This is a genomic window from Pseudomonas sp. nanlin1 (assembly GCF_045571515.1).
In the GTDB taxonomy this organism is placed as follows: domain Bacteria; phylum Pseudomonadota; class Gammaproteobacteria; order Pseudomonadales; family Pseudomonadaceae; genus Aquipseudomonas.
Map to the genome: position 1 here is coordinate 1,271,740 of NZ_CP124218.1, position 15,088 is coordinate 1,286,827.

Sequence of the window (15,088 nt, forward strand, 5' to 3'; positions counted from 1 at the left end):
CCGTCCCACGGATGAATTGGGTTTTGTGAACATGAGCGATAACTCGACCTCAGCGACTTCCGAGCCAACTGGCGCACCCGTCGTCAAACCTGTCCGACGCTGGCCATGGCTGTTGGGCGGGCTGTGTGTGGTCGCCGGTGTTGCCGGTGCAATGGGCTGGTTCATGCACAAACCCAACGCGCCAATGGCGGAAATCGCCAGTGACAAACTGCGTTTGAGCCGCCCGGATGGTTTGTTGGAAACCACATCCTTGAGCCAGCTGCCTAAGGATTTGCTGGCGGTACCTTTCCTTAGGGACACACTGACCGAAGATTTCGTTTTCTATTACGAAACCCATGCTGATCGTCTCGGGTTGGTCGGTAGCCTGCGCAGAATCATCTACGAATATGAGCTGACCTTGCAGGACACTCTGATCGAGCAACTCCTCGATCAGCCTGCGGATATCGCGTTGTGGCGCGGCAAGGATGGTCGGCTCAAGGATTTCCTCATGGTTATGGATCGTGGCGGCATAGCCAAGATGCTGGAGCAATTGCTCAAGGTGCTCTACGACCCGCAGTTGAGCGAAATCGGTGTGGTAAAGATCGGCGCCGATGAAGTGCCGCTCTACCTTCTGAATTACAACGCCAGCAAGTCGCTGGCGTTCGCCTCCTATGGCGACAAGCTGGTGGTGGTGTCCAACCCTAATAAAATCGCGGGGCGTGATTCGACGCTGTATGGGCAAGCGCCTTCCAGCATGGGTCAGCCTGCGGGGCAGGCAACTGAACAGTCCGCCCTGGCGTCTGGCAGTATTTCGCCCGAGGCCCTCGCCGCGTTACTGCGTGGTGAAAAACTATTTACCGAAGCATTTGGGCTGCAGCCGCGCGCGCCGCAGGTCAAGCAACGCCTGTCAGTCAATGCCAGTGTTCTGGCCATGGGGTATCAGCGCTTCATTCCGAACTTCGCCGGCCTGCGTTTTGAAATGGACGAGAAGGGCTGGCACAGCTTTCTGGCGATGAACGAAACCGACCAGCAGCCAGGTTTTGATTTCAAGCCCATCTGGCAGGCGATGCCCATAGGGGCCAGCGCGTGCGTGGCCTTGCCCCTTGCCGCCGGGCAACAGAAACCGTTGCTGGTGAAGCTTGGAGCACAAGAGCCGGTGGCGCAAGCGCTCACTGCGCACCTCTCCGATGCAGCGGGTCTTTGCTGGTACGCCGATTCACGGTTGTACACGCCGTTGCTGGTTGCCCATCTGAGCGACCAGAACAGTGCCAGTCTTGACGGCGATCTGGGCAAGCTGTTCGGTTCTATGGTCGGCGCCTACGAAGCAAACGCCGAGGGTCATGTATTCCCGGTAGTCGAGAAGCAGCAGGGCGATAGCCATCAGTGGCAGCGCCAGGTCAGCACCCGTTTTGGTCCGTATCTGGCCAAGGAAGCGGAGAATCCTGACGCGGTCAGTGGCAATGCGTTCATGAAGGTCAGCCTGGCGCGTCACGGTTCGACATTGCTGTTTTCCCTTGACGACCAACTCGTGGACAAAGCTGTCGGCACCCTCGACAAACGTTTCCCGCCTCTGGCTGACGTGCTTCCAGGCGATCAACTGGTTCCGGTCTATTTCAACCCAGGCGCGATTGCGCAACTCCTCCAACGGGAATCACTGAGCAGCCTGCCCAAAGACATGGAGCCGGTTTTTTATAACGCTGCGCAGACTCATCTGATTCCGAAACTCAGGAGCCTCGGTGGTTACGGCAAGTACGCCCTGACATTGCCAAAAGGCGCTGAACCCGATGGCCTTTGGCAGTGGTTGCCACTGGAGTGGAAGCCGCTGTGATTGCGCTGGGGCGAGGTCTCGCTCTGCTGGCGATACTGCTCGGCAGCCCTGCGTTTGCCAGTGCGGTGCCAGCGCTCGACGCACAGCAGTCTCAGGTGTTTCGTGCCTGGTTTGTGCGCATTGCGCAGGAGCAATTGACCCAGGGCCCCAGCCCGCGCTGGTATCAGCAGGATTGCGCTGGCCTGGTGCGCTTTGCCAGCAATGAAGCGCTGAAGGTACATGACGATAAATGGCTACGCAGCAATGGTTTGTCCAACCGTTACCTGCCGCCCGAGATGCCACTGAGCGACGCTCAACGCGGGCTCGCCCAGCAATGGCAGCAAGGCGACGGACAAACCGGCCCCTACGTCAATGCGATCAAATTGATTCAGTTCAACAGTCATCTGGTAGGGCGCGACATGGCTCAGGCCCGACCGGGTGATCTGATGTTTTTCGATCAGGGCGACGACCAGCACCTGATGATCTGGATGGGCCGCTACATCGCCTATCACACCGGCACCACCACCCCTACTGACAACGGCATGCGCTCGGCAAGCCTGCAGCAACTCATGACATGGAAGGACACCCGATGGATACCCGACGCTGCCAACCCGAATTTTATCGGCGTCTATCGACTCAACTTTCTCTCCCAATGATCGGTGCCTGCATGCCGCGTATTTGCTCTCTGATTTCATTGTCCCTGGCGCTTTTGCTGCCTATGACCAGCGTCAGCGCCGATGATAGCGTCGAGCCCAGCGGCTATAGCGCAGTGCCGGGAGAAAGCTTTTTTCTGCTGGCCGACAGCGGTTTTTCCAGCGATGAGCAGGCCGCCGTACGTCTTGAGGCCCCGGGCCGAGACTATCGCCGGTTCCGCATGGAGCCTTACGGCGGCGCGGATATCCGTGTGTATCGCATCGACAAACCCATGGACTTCCTCAAGCGCCAGAAAAATCTGCATCGTGTGGTCAGTGAGGGGCAGTTCAAGGGAGAAGGTTTGTCCAACACCCTCTCGTACCTCTGGGACAGTTGGTATCGCCAGTCCCGGCGAGTGATGCAACGGGCGTTTTCCTATGAGTCCCGCAAGCAGGTGACAGAACAAGTACCTGAACTGAAGATGGGCAACGCGATGGCTGCGCCTACACCTTACGAGGCGCAAGCGCAGTTCGCACTGATTCCCGGTTTGCCTGTGGTCAGCCAGTTCCGCTACCCGATCTGGCAGGCAAAGCCGATCCAGCCACCGGCCGGGGTTGACCTGAACGGCTCGTCAAGCAAGTTCATTAAAGTCGTGCCCGGTAACGTCTATATCCCGCTAGGTAAGCTGAAACCCGGCCTGTATCTCGTGGAGGCGCTGATCGGCAAGTACCGCGCCACGACCATGGTGTTCGTCTCCAATACCGTAGCGGTGAGCAAGGTTGCCGGTGATGAGCTTCTGGTCTGGGCCGCCCGCAAAAACCAAGGCAGCCCGGCCGAGAAGGTCAATGTGCTGTGGACCGACGGCCTGGGCGTCATGAGCAGCGGCGCGACTGACGCGCAGGGTTTGCTCAGGCTCAAACACCAAAGCCCCGAGCGCTCATTCGTGATAGGTGAAGACCAGGAGGGCGGCGTTTTCGTCGCAGAGAATTTCTATTACGACAGTGAAATCTATGACACCAAACTCTTCGCATTCACTGACCGGCCGTTATACCGCCCCGGCGACTGGGTATCGCTGAAGATCGTTGGCCGGGAGTTCCAAAATGCTCGCGATTCCATTGCGCCCGCCGCTGCTGATGTTGATGTGACCATCCTGGATGCAACCGGTACGGCGCTGCAATCGCTGGCCCTGAAGTTTGATTCGAAGGCAGGCGCTCAAGGCCGTTTTCAACTGCCGGATAATGCCGTCGCGGGCGGATACGAGGTGCGTTTCAGCTACAGGGATCAAGCCTACAGCAGCGCATTTCGCGTTGCGGAGTACATCAAACCGCACTTTGAGATTTCCCTGAACCTGGCCAAGCAGGACTACAGCATCAACGAGCCAGTGCAAGGCAACCTGACCTTGCTCTATCCGGACGGCAAGCCGGTCGCGAATGCAAAACTGACCTTGAGCCTACGCGCTCAGCAGTTGTCGACCGTGGACAATGAACTGCAATACCTCGGGCAATTCCCGGTTGAATTGAAAAGCGCCGAACTCACCACTGACTCCAAAGGCAACGCAACCATCGACCTGCCCCCTGCTTTGAAGCCCAGTCGCTACATGCTGACTGTGTTTGCCAGTGACGGCGCGGCTTATCGGGTCAGGACCACGAAAGAAATACTGATCGATCGGGGCGCCGCCAGTTACCGCATTAAAGTTGCGCAACGATTCAGTGCCGTCGGTGAGAAAGTTGCCTTCAGCTATTGGAGTGAAAGCGCCAGCGAGCAAAGCAGAACCTCCACGCCTGCCAGCTATAAATGGGTGCGCCTGGAAGACCAGAGCAGCGGCGGTGACAAGCTCGTCGCGACGGACCAAGGGTTCAGCGTGACGTTTGAGCAACCGGGCACCTACAACCTGACGTTGATGGATGAAAACGGGCATTTGCTGGGGGCCACCGGGCACTCGGTGACGGGTAATGGCGTGAAGGCGGCGGCGGGCACCGTTGAGGTCATCTTCGATAAAGCCGAGTACACAGTCGGCGACGAAGCTTCGGCGCTGATCACTTTTCCTGAGCCCGTCAGTGATGCGTTGCTGTCTCTGGAGCGGGACAAGGTCGAAGCCACGGCGTTGCTGTCCAAAGGCGGCGACTGGTTGAAGCTGGAAAGGCTCAACGATACCCAGTACCGCGTACGCATTGCCGTGCAGGAGCATTTCGCCCCGAACCTGACTTTCTCGGTCCTGTACACCAAAGGTGGGCAGTACAGCTTCCAGAACGCCGGGATCAAGGTCGTTGCACCGCAGATCGACGTGGCTATCGCTACCGACAAAGACGCTTATCGACCGGGTGACACCGTGACGGTGGACTTGACCACTCAGTTCGCCGGCAAGCCTATTCCCGCGCACCTGACGGTCAGCGTGGTGGACGAAATGATCTATGCGCTGCAGCCGGAAATCGCGCCGGCTATCGACCAGTTCTTTCACCACCCGCGCCGCAACAACGTGCGCACCAGTGCCAGTTTGTCCTTCATCAGCTACGATGTCGCGCTGCCCGGCAGCCCAACGGCACCGGGCAAAGCCAACCGCAGTGATCGCAGTGTAAAAGTACTGGAGCGCCCGCGGCGTGAAGACGTCGACACCGCCGCGTGGGAGCCTGAATTGGTGACCGATGCCAACGGCAAAGTGCGCTTGACCTTCAAAATGCCGGACTCGCTGACTCGCTGGCGCATCACTGCCCGGGCCATCGATCAAACAGGGCAAGTTGGTCAGAAAAAGCAGTTCATACGTTCGGAAAAGCCGTTGTACCTCAAGTGGAGCGGGCCAACCCGGTTCCGTAACGGCGATCAACCGGGCCTCGGCGTGTTCGCCTTCAGCCAGGCCGACCAGCCGGTCAAGTCAGAGCTCGTGACCCATTACGGCGGTACCGAGCAGCGCCTACCGGTGACCTTGAACAAAGGCATCAACTACATCGCGTTGCCTGCATTGCCGCTGACCAGTGGCGAGTGGCGCGCCGAGCTGGTCCAGGACGGTAAAGTCGCTGATGCACTGGCCGTTAGCCTGACCGCCACCGGTGAGGGCTGGCAAGTCACGCAGAGCCAGAGTTTGGACGCAGTCAGTGGCGATACGCCGCTAACCCTGCCAGCCGACGCCACCGCCGTTCAGCTGCGCCTGGACGACAGCCCGCAAGCCTTGTTTCGCTCGGCACTGGATGACCTGCTGAGCTATCCCTATGGCGGTGTCGAGCAGACAGCCAGCCGTTTGCTGCCGCTCGGCATGGCGTACCCGGTGCTGTCATCTGACCCGCAAATCAGAGACCGTTTGCGCCTGATCATGCAAAACAGCCGTTTACGCCTGGTGCAGCTGGCAGGGCCGTCGGCGAGTTTTACCTGGTGGGGTTATAGCGGTGAGCCGGACGCGTTCCTTACGGCTTATGCCTACTACGCCGACTGGTACGCGAGCAAGGCGCTGGAGTTAGCGCTGCCGCCAGATCACTGGCAGCGTGTGCTGGATGTCTATGCCAAGCAGGCGGGTAAAACGCCGCTGTTGCAACGCGCGCTGATCCTCTCGTTTGCCAGGCAAATGCAATTGCCGGTCAATACGTTGCTCAGTGGCCTGATGGATGACCTGGCGAAAGCCGGCGAGGGCGCGCAGGCCACAGTGATGGATACAGAGGAGGGCAGCATTGTCATGAATGCCCCAGATTCTGCTGTGGGCCTTGCAGCGGCGCGGGTCATGACGGCTGCGCTGGCCAGACAGAACAAGGTGGTCATGCCGCAAGCGTTCAGTCTTCAGTTGCCGGCCGCGCAGCAGCGCCTGGATGTCAGTTCCGAGCCATTTGCCGAGGCTTTGAACCTGTCTCTCAAAGGTTTTGATCAAGCCCGTGCGCGTGCCTTGCTCCAGCGTTTACTGGCGCAGCAATCGACCCTAGAGCGTGCCTTGGCGTTGAGCTGGCTACAGCGCAGCATCGAGGAGGCGTCGCCGACCATCGCTCTGGCACCGGGCGAAGGCTGGAAGAAGCGCTACGGTGTCAGCGGCGAAATGTACTGGACCTGGGAGGGGCCACGCCCCGTGCCGGCATCGTTGTCGTTGGCCGGAGCCCAGGAGCGCCCGCTACGGGCGTTGCTCAGCTACCAGACCCGACAGTCCGCAGTGGAGCCAATGCCGGTGACCGTCACGCGGCGTCTTTCTCGCCTTGTACCGGGTACTGAAGCGTTAACGTTCACTCTCGAAGCCGTCGACGGCAAACCGCTTTCCAGTGACAGCCTCTATCTGGACGAAGTGATCATCACCAGCAAGGCTGCCAAACCTCTGCGCTACGGCATGACCGAGGTGCCATTGCCACCTGGCGCTGATGTCGAACCTACGACCTGGGGCATCAAACTCCAGGGCAAGGCGGGTACGCAAGCGGCGGCGCTGGAGAAGGCGCGCTTCGAGCCGGGACAGCTTGGCTACGCGATTGCGGTGGATGCATTGAGCGGCGAACTGCGCATGCGGCACCTGGTGCGCTTCTCGCAAAAAGGCCAGTTCAATCTGCCGCCAGTGCGCTTCACCCAGGTTTACGCACCGCAGCATCAGGCGCTTGAGCAAAAACCTGCATTCGGCTCGATCAAGGTCAACTGACGTGCGTTCACGCGGGCTCTGGCTGCTCCTGTTTTTACTCCCTGCGCTGGCCTCAGCGCAGGAGGATCAGGTTCTGGTCGCGATGAAGGGAGAGCTGTTGTCCCTCAACCGTAGCGGGCTTGTTTCGCGTGCTCCGCTGCCTGCGGATTTACAGGCTCCACTGGGCAGTCTGTGGAAGTTGTTCGTCTACGCCTGGCTGGTCGACACCGGCGCCACCGAAGCCGCCTACGAGTGTCGAGGGCAGTCCCACGAAGAGGTCTATTGCTGCACGGCCGGTGGCAGCATTGGCCGCGACCAAGCGTTGGTGAAGTCCTGTGGCTTGTATTTCGAGCCTCAGCGACTCGGCATTGCCGAGCCTGACTGGCGGGCCTATTGGCAGGCGCGCAACGCACCGCAATGGTTGCTCAGCACTGCCACACTGCAGCCGCAGACCCACGTCCCCGTGGCGCAATTGCTGGAAACCCTTGGCACGCTCGCGGCACAGGATCAAGCACGCCAGGTGCTGCTGGATGTAGTGCTAGGCGCGGGGGACAGCAACGTCATTGGCGCGCTGGGTGGTGTTCTGCGGATCAAAACCTGGAGCTGGTTCGCCGACCAAACGGCTACCCAACGTGAGGGCGGCTTTGCCGGCTGGAGCGTGGATGGCACACCCCTCTGGGCGCAGGGCCGCGGCACCAGCCAGACAGTCTTGCGCAATTACAGCGAGGCCCTGGCATCGGTACTGCCCGCAGGCTGGCCCGCCGAGCCGGGACTTTGCGTGGAGGTCGACCTGTTTTCACGCTACCCCATAGGTCACGTGCTCAAGGCGGGCCGCGCGGTTGAGCCAGGTCCCTTGCTGGGGGACTATCGCGTGGAGTTTTTGAATGGCAATCAACTGGATATCCACAGCGACGGCGAACTGTTTCTGGTGAAGGACCAGCTCGTCGCCCGGCTCGACCGCGAAGAGTACGTCGCCCGCGTATTGCAACGTGAAGCTCAGGCAGAACCTGCCGAAGCGGCCAAGGCGCTGGCCGTGGCGATTCGCACTTATCTGCTGCAAAACGCCGGCCGCACGGGGGAATGCCTGAGCATCGACGACAGCAGTAACCGACAGCGAGTCGCACCGCGCCCAGCGAGTGCCGAATCACGCGGTATAGCCGCGTGGACCAGCGACCTGATCTTGGTTGGCACCAATGTGACCTACCACGCGAAGCAACCGGGGGCCGATAAATTGTCCTGGCAGCAAGCGGTGGAGCAAGCCAATGCAGGTCAGCGCTACGACACTATCCTGTCCCACGCCTATCCACACGCGAGTCTCGGCCGCTGGGACAATCCGGTCGCGTCCTGTAGCGCATTGCCCGCCGCGCAGGAGTGGCTGCAAAAACAGCGCCGGGTCTGGCGTCAACGGCTCGAGGCGGAAGTTGGCTATAACGAAGTCAGCGCATTTGCCGTATGCCGTGTGGCCTTTGGAAATCCCCATGTTGATCGCGAACGCAAGCGGATCTACGTACGCGGCGTGCTGTCGCTTCAGGACCGCCTTGACCTGACACACGAGTACCTGCACCTGGCGTTCGAGGCGCATCCAAACGGCCAGGATGAAGCGTATATCGAAGGCCTCGCCCGGCGTCTTTTGCTCGAATAACAACCTGTTCTGATAACGGCTTGTTGTCACAACAAGCAAGCTGATAGTACACCTGTACTATCGAAAAGCTTTAATGAGTTGGCTATCATTTTTCGAGGCTATTTAAAACTTGCGTAGCGCCGCGCCGCCTACCCTAAAACTTGACTGAGACAACGTATGACTCGTTTGCACAATGAAATGGCTGAGCCGTTGGCGAGCGGCTTTGCTCCGTCTGGCGCGGCCAAATACGCAGCACTCAAGCATGCGCGGGTCGCTATTTTGTTGTCGGCCTTGGTGGGATGTACTTCGATTCCAAGTCAGGAACTCAGTAGTGTAAAAGATGCCAAGGGTAAAGATATCAATGAGGCCATCGCCAAACTTGCCCCGCTGATGGGCCGGCCGAAATCTGTAGAACCTGATCGTCAAAACCCGGAGAACACTATCTATCTATGGAACCGGTACAAGGGTACGTTTTCGGAAAATAAATACATGGGGTCTACCCATGACCGCAGCGCCGGGTACCTGCAAATTACCGATCAATACCGACAGAATACCTGGTCGGAATATTGCTCCGTCAAAATCATCGCTGACGCGCAAGATACCGTAGTGGATTACGAGGTGGAAAACTGTGGTTCCATGGACGGTTTTTTTGGGAGTGGTGAACTGACGAAAGACTGCTTTGTGTGTCAGCTGGCTAAGTAACCACGGTACAGAAAGCCCTAACTATCACGCTTGATTGAACCTAGAGACGCGCCGTGAACAAGGCTACCGTGATTTTACTCGCATCGTCTGTTTTGCTGGCTGCCTGCGGGCCCGACAAAATCGTTTACGACGTTCCTTCACCCAATGGCAAATATCACGCCCAGGTTCGCAGCTGTCCTGAAAACGGATCCATCACGTGGGGCGAGCAACTGGAGATCAACATCCTTGCTACGGGCGTAGGGGAAGACTGCCATTCGGCGGTGAAGTCCTTTACCGGCTTCACCGTGAGAGCGCCCGGATTGACAGTTCAACAGTTGCAACTCGAATGGCTGTCGGACACACAGTTCAGAGCGTGGTATCCGGGGCTGAAACCGAACGTGGCACCTTCAGGGTCTTACATAAAATACGACACGCCGGTCCAGATCTTATATCTGCCGAAGCCGTGACCTTCGATGATTGCCAACGCAGTGAAAAGCCTAGCGCTCAAGGGTGTGACGGGGTTGCTGCTGGCAGGGGTTCTAAACATGCCCCTGGCCGCTGGCGCTGAAGTCACCGAAGTATGCGACCTCACATTCACAGGAAACATCGAACTCCTGGACGTACCGGTCGCGCGTACCTGGGCGCAGCAATCCAAAGGGCTGTCCTATCTGGACGATGTGGGGCCCGGCATGCTGTTTGCCTACGAGTCAGCAGGAACGCTTTCATTTTGGATGCGCAACACGTGGGTGCCTTTGTCCATCGCTTACCTCGGTGAGGATGGCAAGGTATTCAAGATGGAGGATATGCAGCCGGACTCTGCTGACTATCACCTGTCTGAGCAGCCTGCCAAATATGCCCTGGAGGTTATGCAGGGGCAGTTAGAGCGAAAGGGCATTGCGCTGGGTTCAAGGCTTGAAAACATACAGTGCCGAGCCAAGCGTTAGCGCAGATGACGTGCGGTCTTTTGCAACCGTTAGTCATAGGTCTTTCAATGAAAAGTCATCCACCGCTAATGCTTCAGACACTTTCACTTTTCGCCTTAACGCTCAGGCGCAGCGCTCTTTGCGCGATAACGGTAGGAGATCGACAATGTTTGCGGGCATACCCGGTATTGCAAGACGCAGAACGCTCGCTGTACTGACGCTGTGGCTGAGCGGCGCGCTGGCTCCGGCTATGGCGTTGTCACCCGTAGACCAGCCCATTGATGCCATGCAAGCGCTTGAGGATTTGCGCCCAAAGAACCTTGCGTGGACATCGCCCGAAATGCGCGACTTCATGCAGCTATGGTTCAATGTCGGCGATCTGGACGAGGCGCCTTGTGCGCCCGCTGACGCGAAGTTATCGCCGATTACGACTGTCTGTGAATATAAATCAGGCAACCAGACTGATAATGCAAAGCCTCCACGGCTATTGCTGGGCATTGTCGGCAAAGACCCGAATACCGCCCGGGTAGTCAGTGTCGTCAGTGAGCGGGCGCTCAGAGAAACCTCCTGGAAGTGCCGTCCGTCGCAACCGGGCACCTTCGTATGCACGCCTGTGGGCGGCGACAGCGCTGAGGATGAGCGGTTATTTACCCAATGGGATAAATGGCTGCCCCGCACCGAAAGCGAGTGGTTCGCCTGGCACGCAACAGACCCTGAAATGAGATACATACAAAGTACACTCGCGTCAGGAGGAGCCATGCCAGCGGATATTCCGCGCTTGCTGGCCTGGAAAAACTGGCAGGGCGTGGCCATGAACACCGTAAGGCTCGAGCGGTTGGTCATGATTGGCCAGTTGTGCCGGGTGTTGGACCAGGCTGACGCTGACACCATTGTTCGCACTGCAAGTGCCCAACTGAACCAGAGTCGGTTTGCCTTGGCTGATCAGGACAGACGGCGTGCCAAAGAATGGTTGAAGGCTCTGCGTATGGGCGCAACCCAGTCAGCCAGGCTCTCTGACGTGACCGATGAGGCGTCTTGCCAGCGCTTTGCTGCGCCCTACGGAACCCTGGCAAAACTCCTGACCTGGACAGACAAACCCCAAGAGGCGAGCCCGGGCGTGAGAGCAAGCCCTTGGACGCTGCCCTGAGAACACGCCGATAGGCACATAGACCCCGCAACTGCATGAGAATCAAAGGCAGGAGGATTATTCAGAACAACCCTGCTCTTATCTTTTGCTCAATAATCTGACCTAACTCTCGCCCGGGTGATTGATAAAGCAATGAAGAATAAGGGCAGTGTGGCGCGTGTTTGAAGGGGTGAGGGTCGGTCAGGTGTTGTGAATGACCACAATGCTGGCAGTGTACCGACTCGCCCCTGAGCTTCCAGTGCTTGTTCCATGCCTGAAGTGGGAGATAAGGTATGGTCATCAGAGCCTGCCATCTATTGAGAAATGAGTCGCATGCGTTTAACTGAATTCATACGGTCGGCCATTTCGTCAATGTTGACGTCATGTGTAGCCGGTAGTTAACTCCACAGTCAATATATGCATTAATCCGCCGCGGAACGAACGAAAACGGTTCGTTTGTTTATGAATGTCAGGTTAAATTTCAACGACTGCATCACGCAATAGTACGGATGTGCTATGTGCCATGACGCTCATGAACTCCTGGGCAGTGTGATATGCACCAGTGTCCCTAGGCCCGCCCGACATTGTTCGATTAGAGTGAATCATCCTGAATGCGGTACAGCATCCAGCAGGCCTCCCGCTTGAAGAACAATGAGAGTTGATAACCCGTGTCGGCTTTGGTCAGTTTGATCACGGCCTGATCCGGCCCCTTGAGCCGCTTCGCAAGCGTCAACCCTTGATCGCGCTGCTGCTGATCACTGGGCATCAGCGGAAACTTCAGTTGGGACTTCTCCAGTAGCTCAGAGACAGGGCGAGGTTCCGGTTGTGCTTCAGGATCGATGTACTCGCTCTGCAATGGTGAGCTGACAAAGGCCTTCTGTAGCTCAATGTCGTTAGCGAAGCGCTTCAGAAATCCATCGAAATCCTGAGCCGGACAGGCCGCCACGCCTGCCGCTGGCGACTGAGACGCGGCGGCAAGGGGCGCCGGGCTTTGCAGCGTCGCCATGGCAATAATCGAAATGGCCACCAGGGTGGTTGCGCGGGGGCGCCAGTGAGTCAGCTTATTCATCATAGTGCCTGCGACCATTCTTTGTGGATAGCCGCGATGCGCGCCGCGTAAGCCACTGAGAGGCAGGCGGCATCGTTGCAGGCGTGGGCCAAGGCATCACGCCATTCTTTCTGCTGAGCGCCCATGGGGTCCAGCGCCTTACCCGTCTCACCATCGACGCCTTTGGTTTCTGCCCTTACATCCTCGACCAGCGACAACATTTTGTTGTCCTGCGCTCGAAGGCTCTCGCTTGAACAGGCGATATCTTCAAGCGTGGTCAACTTTGCACTTTCGTCATCACACCGCTCGGCATACCCGAAGTCGGAATAGCCGAGCGCAATATCGTAGGCTCCGGCATTAGCGTGAAAGTTCACGGCAAGGAGAAGGGCGCTGGGGAGGAATAGACCAAGGCTTTTTTTCATCTGTCAGCCTCTTTTGGCACGGGATACTGGTTACCGTCATATTCCAGCGTAAAGCCGGTAACCACTGGCTTGGCCGCTATTCTTTCGCACTCTTGGCCCTTGGGGCGGTTTTGCGTGTCGATGACTGTCTGCTCCACCCTCAAGGCCGCCAGACCTTTATTGCTTTGGTCCGAGATGGAGATTGTGCGTTGTGTATCGGTAAACTCGCCCGCGCACCGAGTGTCCCATTCCCCGGTGCTTCTGCTGACTTCCAGCCCGCTCATCAGCGGGCGTAATTGATCGCCTTGCAGCGCGGCGTACAGGTTAAGAACCTTACTTTCGAACGGGTTGGGGCGCGATGAGCCCCCATAGTTCACCCGCACCCCAAACGCTCGCAGCTTGGGTGACAACTGATAGCGGGCAGTATCCAACTCCAGCCCGTAAAAATAGATGGCGTCTGAACTGATCGCTCCCGCTTGATAGTGCCTGGCAATAATTTTGCCGGTAGTAGCGCTTGCGACTACTACCCCTAAGCCGTAGTCGCCCTGGCCATCCTGCGCAACATTCTCGGCAAAGGGCAGAGCGGCTAGAATCTGGCTGGTGTCGCCGGGGTTGATTTTGCACACCGCATGTTCGGCATCTAGCTGCAAATCTGGACGCAGCGTTTTTGCCCAATGCTGGATGTCATCAGTGCAATCGGCTGAGGCAAACAGGGGGAAACATAGCAGTAGCAAAACGGCAAGTTTATGCATCGAGCTGTCGTCCATTTTATAAAAAGGTGAAAAATTAGCCCCAGCACGGCGGATATCGCTCCGAGAACGGGCCATCCAGCGGTTATTTCAGGCTACCGATAAGGCATTCTTGTTTGAGTGCCCGCAATGTCAGTAAACAGGCGAAATGACACGGCCGTCAGCAGAATTTTCCAGATAAAGGCCTGGCTCCATAAGATGATCATACTGGCTGTAACGCCATGCTCCGGGGCAACCAGAATGTCTTGCATAAAACTTATGTATAGGTCGGGCGCCACAAACGCGATACTGTGGGTGATCAGCACATACGGAATGTATATCCACAAGAAACAACCCAGAATGTACCAGCCTTCCCCTTTGCTCATGCGAAAACTTTCACGTATGGCGCCCAAGCTGTTACGGCCTCTTAACATCACCAGGCACTGGCTGAGTATCAGCTTGATGGTGAGCCAGAGTACGAAAGGGAAGGTTAGAAATTCAACGGTTTCCCAGAGTTGTGCAGGCACGTAGTCGGCGGTCTGAAACATGAGCTGTTGCCATTGCTCTTTTCCCATGAACGGAAGGTCGCGGAGTAAGTAAAGCAACTCGGCAAGCACTGCAAGGACCGCCAGATGAGGCCAGCGCCGCAGGGCTATGGACAGTACCTCGGCTTGGGTTAATCGATCACCCCGGCTGCGTGCTTCGAACGTGAGGATCACCACCGCCGCGTAGAACGGGGTAAATACCGGGTTGACCAGAGCATCCCAGACCCATGGGCTGCCGACCCCGAATTGGCTTCTGATAATATTTTTTACGTACATTTCCAATGCCAGCAACGGCAGGCATAAAACCGCGATGCGCCCGGCATTTTTCCATAACAGGCCAAGGGAAGATTTTATAATGTCCAACGGTGCCATAGTGATGACTCCTCAGTGCTTGGCCGCTCGGCGACCACTGCATAAAAACGAAACACCACAAAGGTTGGGAAAGTTCTGCTACACCCGGATTGCCAGCGTTATGCAACAACAGGCAAAACGAAGCTGTCAGGAAGTTCAGAACCCTGATTAACGGCATTCGCAATGTTTAATCGGTTGAATTCGTTTGCCAGTAATACTTAAGGTCACGAGCAAAGCATTGCATTAGTTTTATAGGCAGGTCGGTCGAGAATTACGGCCCATAGCGCTCCAGTACCCTGTTTCTTATGCCAGGTTCATAAATGATAGATACACTTTCCACAGCCTCTGTGGCCTTGGCCAAAGCGAGGAATATAGAGCCATAGGTGTGTTGGCCCACCTTGACCTCGGCAAACGCTGAAGTTGCATCGAGTTTCCATACACAGCACGGGGCCTCGGTTTCATGATTCATTTCTGACCAGACGAAAACCGATGTTTCTGGTTTGCCATCGACGTCGAGGTGAACGCATTGGCCGACACGCGCGCCCTCAAAACGCGCTCGATAGAACCCCTCTAGTGCTTGCCACTCCCATTCGCCGGCGGGCCCTTTGCTGAAGACTAGGGGCGGTTCTGCAGGTTTGTCGCTTCCTGCGTTCGCGCTCGGCTTTGACGGCA

Annotated in this window: 12 protein-coding genes; 8 read left to right on the forward strand and 4 right to left on the reverse strand. The window is 57.4% G+C overall.

Annotated elements, in window-relative coordinates; genetic code table 11:
- The first annotated feature begins 31 nt into the window (after positions 1 to 31).
- From QCL65_RS05910 to QCL65_RS05945, 8 genes are all read left to right on the forward strand, one after another.
- A complete protein-coding gene (locus QCL65_RS05910; RefSeq protein ID WP_407315361.1) occupies positions 32 to 1,807 on the forward strand; it encodes a DUF2138 domain-containing protein in 1,776 nt (591 codons plus the stop codon).
- Positions 1,804 to 2,442 carry a DUF1175 domain-containing protein gene (locus tag QCL65_RS05915; protein WP_407316689.1) on the forward strand — a complete coding sequence of 213 codons (639 nt, stop codon included), beginning with the start codon at positions 1,804 to 1,806 and terminating at the stop codon, positions 2,440 to 2,442. The genes QCL65_RS05910 and QCL65_RS05915 overlap by 4 nt, the downstream gene beginning before the upstream one ends.
- Positions 2,439 to 7,013 (forward strand): alpha-2-macroglobulin family protein, encoded by a 4,575-nt coding sequence (locus QCL65_RS05920; protein ID WP_407316691.1) that lies wholly within the window; start codon positions 2,439 to 2,441, stop codon positions 7,011 to 7,013. Before QCL65_RS05915 ends, QCL65_RS05920 begins: the two co-directional genes overlap by 4 nt.
- Before the next feature lie 82 nt (positions 7,014 to 7,095).
- The gene (locus tag QCL65_RS05925) at positions 7,096 to 8,634 is read left to right on the forward strand and encodes a DUF2300 domain-containing protein (RefSeq protein WP_407315362.1); all 1,539 of its coding nucleotides are present in this window, start codon (positions 7,096 to 7,098) and stop codon (positions 8,632 to 8,634) included.
- A 156-nt stretch (positions 8,635 to 8,790) separates the two neighbouring features.
- Positions 8,791 to 9,315, forward strand: coding sequence for a hypothetical protein (locus QCL65_RS05930; protein ID WP_407315363.1), 525 nt, complete (start codon positions 8,791 to 8,793; stop codon positions 9,313 to 9,315).
- A gap of 53 nt (positions 9,316 to 9,368) precedes the next feature.
- Positions 9,369 to 9,761, forward strand: a complete 393-nt coding sequence (locus QCL65_RS05935) for a hypothetical protein (protein ID WP_407315364.1) — start codon at positions 9,369 to 9,371, stop codon at positions 9,759 to 9,761.
- Positions 9,762 to 9,767: 6 nt separating this feature from the next.
- Positions 9,768 to 10,238 (forward strand): DUF192 domain-containing protein, encoded by a 471-nt coding sequence (locus tag QCL65_RS05940; protein ID WP_407315365.1) that lies wholly within the window; start codon positions 9,768 to 9,770, stop codon positions 10,236 to 10,238.
- A gap of 145 nt (positions 10,239 to 10,383) precedes the next feature.
- Positions 10,384 to 11,364 carry a hypothetical protein gene (locus QCL65_RS05945; RefSeq protein ID WP_407315366.1) on the forward strand — a complete coding sequence of 327 codons (981 nt, stop codon included), beginning with the start codon at positions 10,384 to 10,386 and terminating at the stop codon, positions 11,362 to 11,364.
- 571 nt (positions 11,365 to 11,935) lie between these two features.
- Here QCL65_RS05945 and QCL65_RS05950 read toward each other — a convergent pair.
- From QCL65_RS05950 to QCL65_RS05965, 4 genes are all read right to left on the reverse strand, one after another.
- A complete protein-coding gene (locus QCL65_RS05950) occupies positions 11,936 to 12,412 on the reverse strand; it encodes a hypothetical protein (RefSeq protein WP_407315367.1) in 477 nt (158 codons plus the stop codon).
- The gene (locus QCL65_RS05955; protein WP_407315368.1) at positions 12,412 to 12,813 is read right to left on the reverse strand and encodes a hypothetical protein; all 402 of its coding nucleotides are present in this window, start codon (positions 12,811 to 12,813) and stop codon (positions 12,412 to 12,414) included. The genes QCL65_RS05950 and QCL65_RS05955 overlap by 1 nt, the downstream gene beginning before the upstream one ends.
- Positions 12,810 to 13,544 carry a hypothetical protein gene (locus QCL65_RS05960; RefSeq protein WP_407315369.1) on the reverse strand — a complete coding sequence of 245 codons (735 nt, stop codon included), beginning with the start codon at positions 13,542 to 13,544 and terminating at the stop codon, positions 12,810 to 12,812. Before QCL65_RS05960 ends, QCL65_RS05955 begins: the two co-directional genes overlap by 4 nt.
- Before the next feature lie 92 nt (positions 13,545 to 13,636).
- On the reverse strand, positions 13,637 to 14,437 hold the full coding sequence (locus QCL65_RS05965; protein WP_407315370.1) for a hypothetical protein: 801 nt from the start codon (positions 14,435 to 14,437) through the stop codon (positions 13,637 to 13,639).
- Positions 14,438 to 15,088 lie beyond the last annotated feature (651 nt).

What these genes read in the sequence shown, in the direction of transcription:
- QCL65_RS05955 (WP_407315368.1), bottom strand. Translation starts at nt 12,813, where the DNA reads ATGAAAAAAAGCCTTGGTCTATTCCTCCCCAGCGCCCTTCTCCTTGCC.
- QCL65_RS05910 (WP_407315361.1), top strand. Translation starts at nt 32, where the DNA reads ATGAGCGATAACTCGACCTCAGCGACTTCCGAGCCAACTGGCGCACCC.
- QCL65_RS05965 (WP_407315370.1), bottom strand. Translation starts at nt 14,437, where the DNA reads ATGGCACCGTTGGACATTATAAAATCTTCCCTTGGCCTGTTATGGAAA.
- QCL65_RS05930 (WP_407315363.1), top strand. Translation starts at nt 8,791, where the DNA reads ATGACTCGTTTGCACAATGAAATGGCTGAGCCGTTGGCGAGCGGCTTT.
- QCL65_RS05945 (WP_407315366.1), top strand. Translation starts at nt 10,384, where the DNA reads ATGTTTGCGGGCATACCCGGTATTGCAAGACGCAGAACGCTCGCTGTA.
- QCL65_RS05960 (WP_407315369.1), bottom strand. Translation starts at nt 13,544, where the DNA reads ATGCATAAACTTGCCGTTTTGCTACTGCTATGTTTCCCCCTGTTTGCC.
- QCL65_RS05940 (WP_407315365.1), top strand. Translation starts at nt 9,768, where the DNA reads ATGATTGCCAACGCAGTGAAAAGCCTAGCGCTCAAGGGTGTGACGGGG.
- QCL65_RS05920 (WP_407316691.1), top strand. Translation starts at nt 2,439, where the DNA reads ATGATCGGTGCCTGCATGCCGCGTATTTGCTCTCTGATTTCATTGTCC.
- QCL65_RS05925 (WP_407315362.1), top strand. Translation starts at nt 7,096, where the DNA reads ATGAAGGGAGAGCTGTTGTCCCTCAACCGTAGCGGGCTTGTTTCGCGT.
- QCL65_RS05950 (WP_407315367.1), bottom strand. Translation starts at nt 12,412, where the DNA reads ATGAATAAGCTGACTCACTGGCGCCCCCGCGCAACCACCCTGGTGGCC.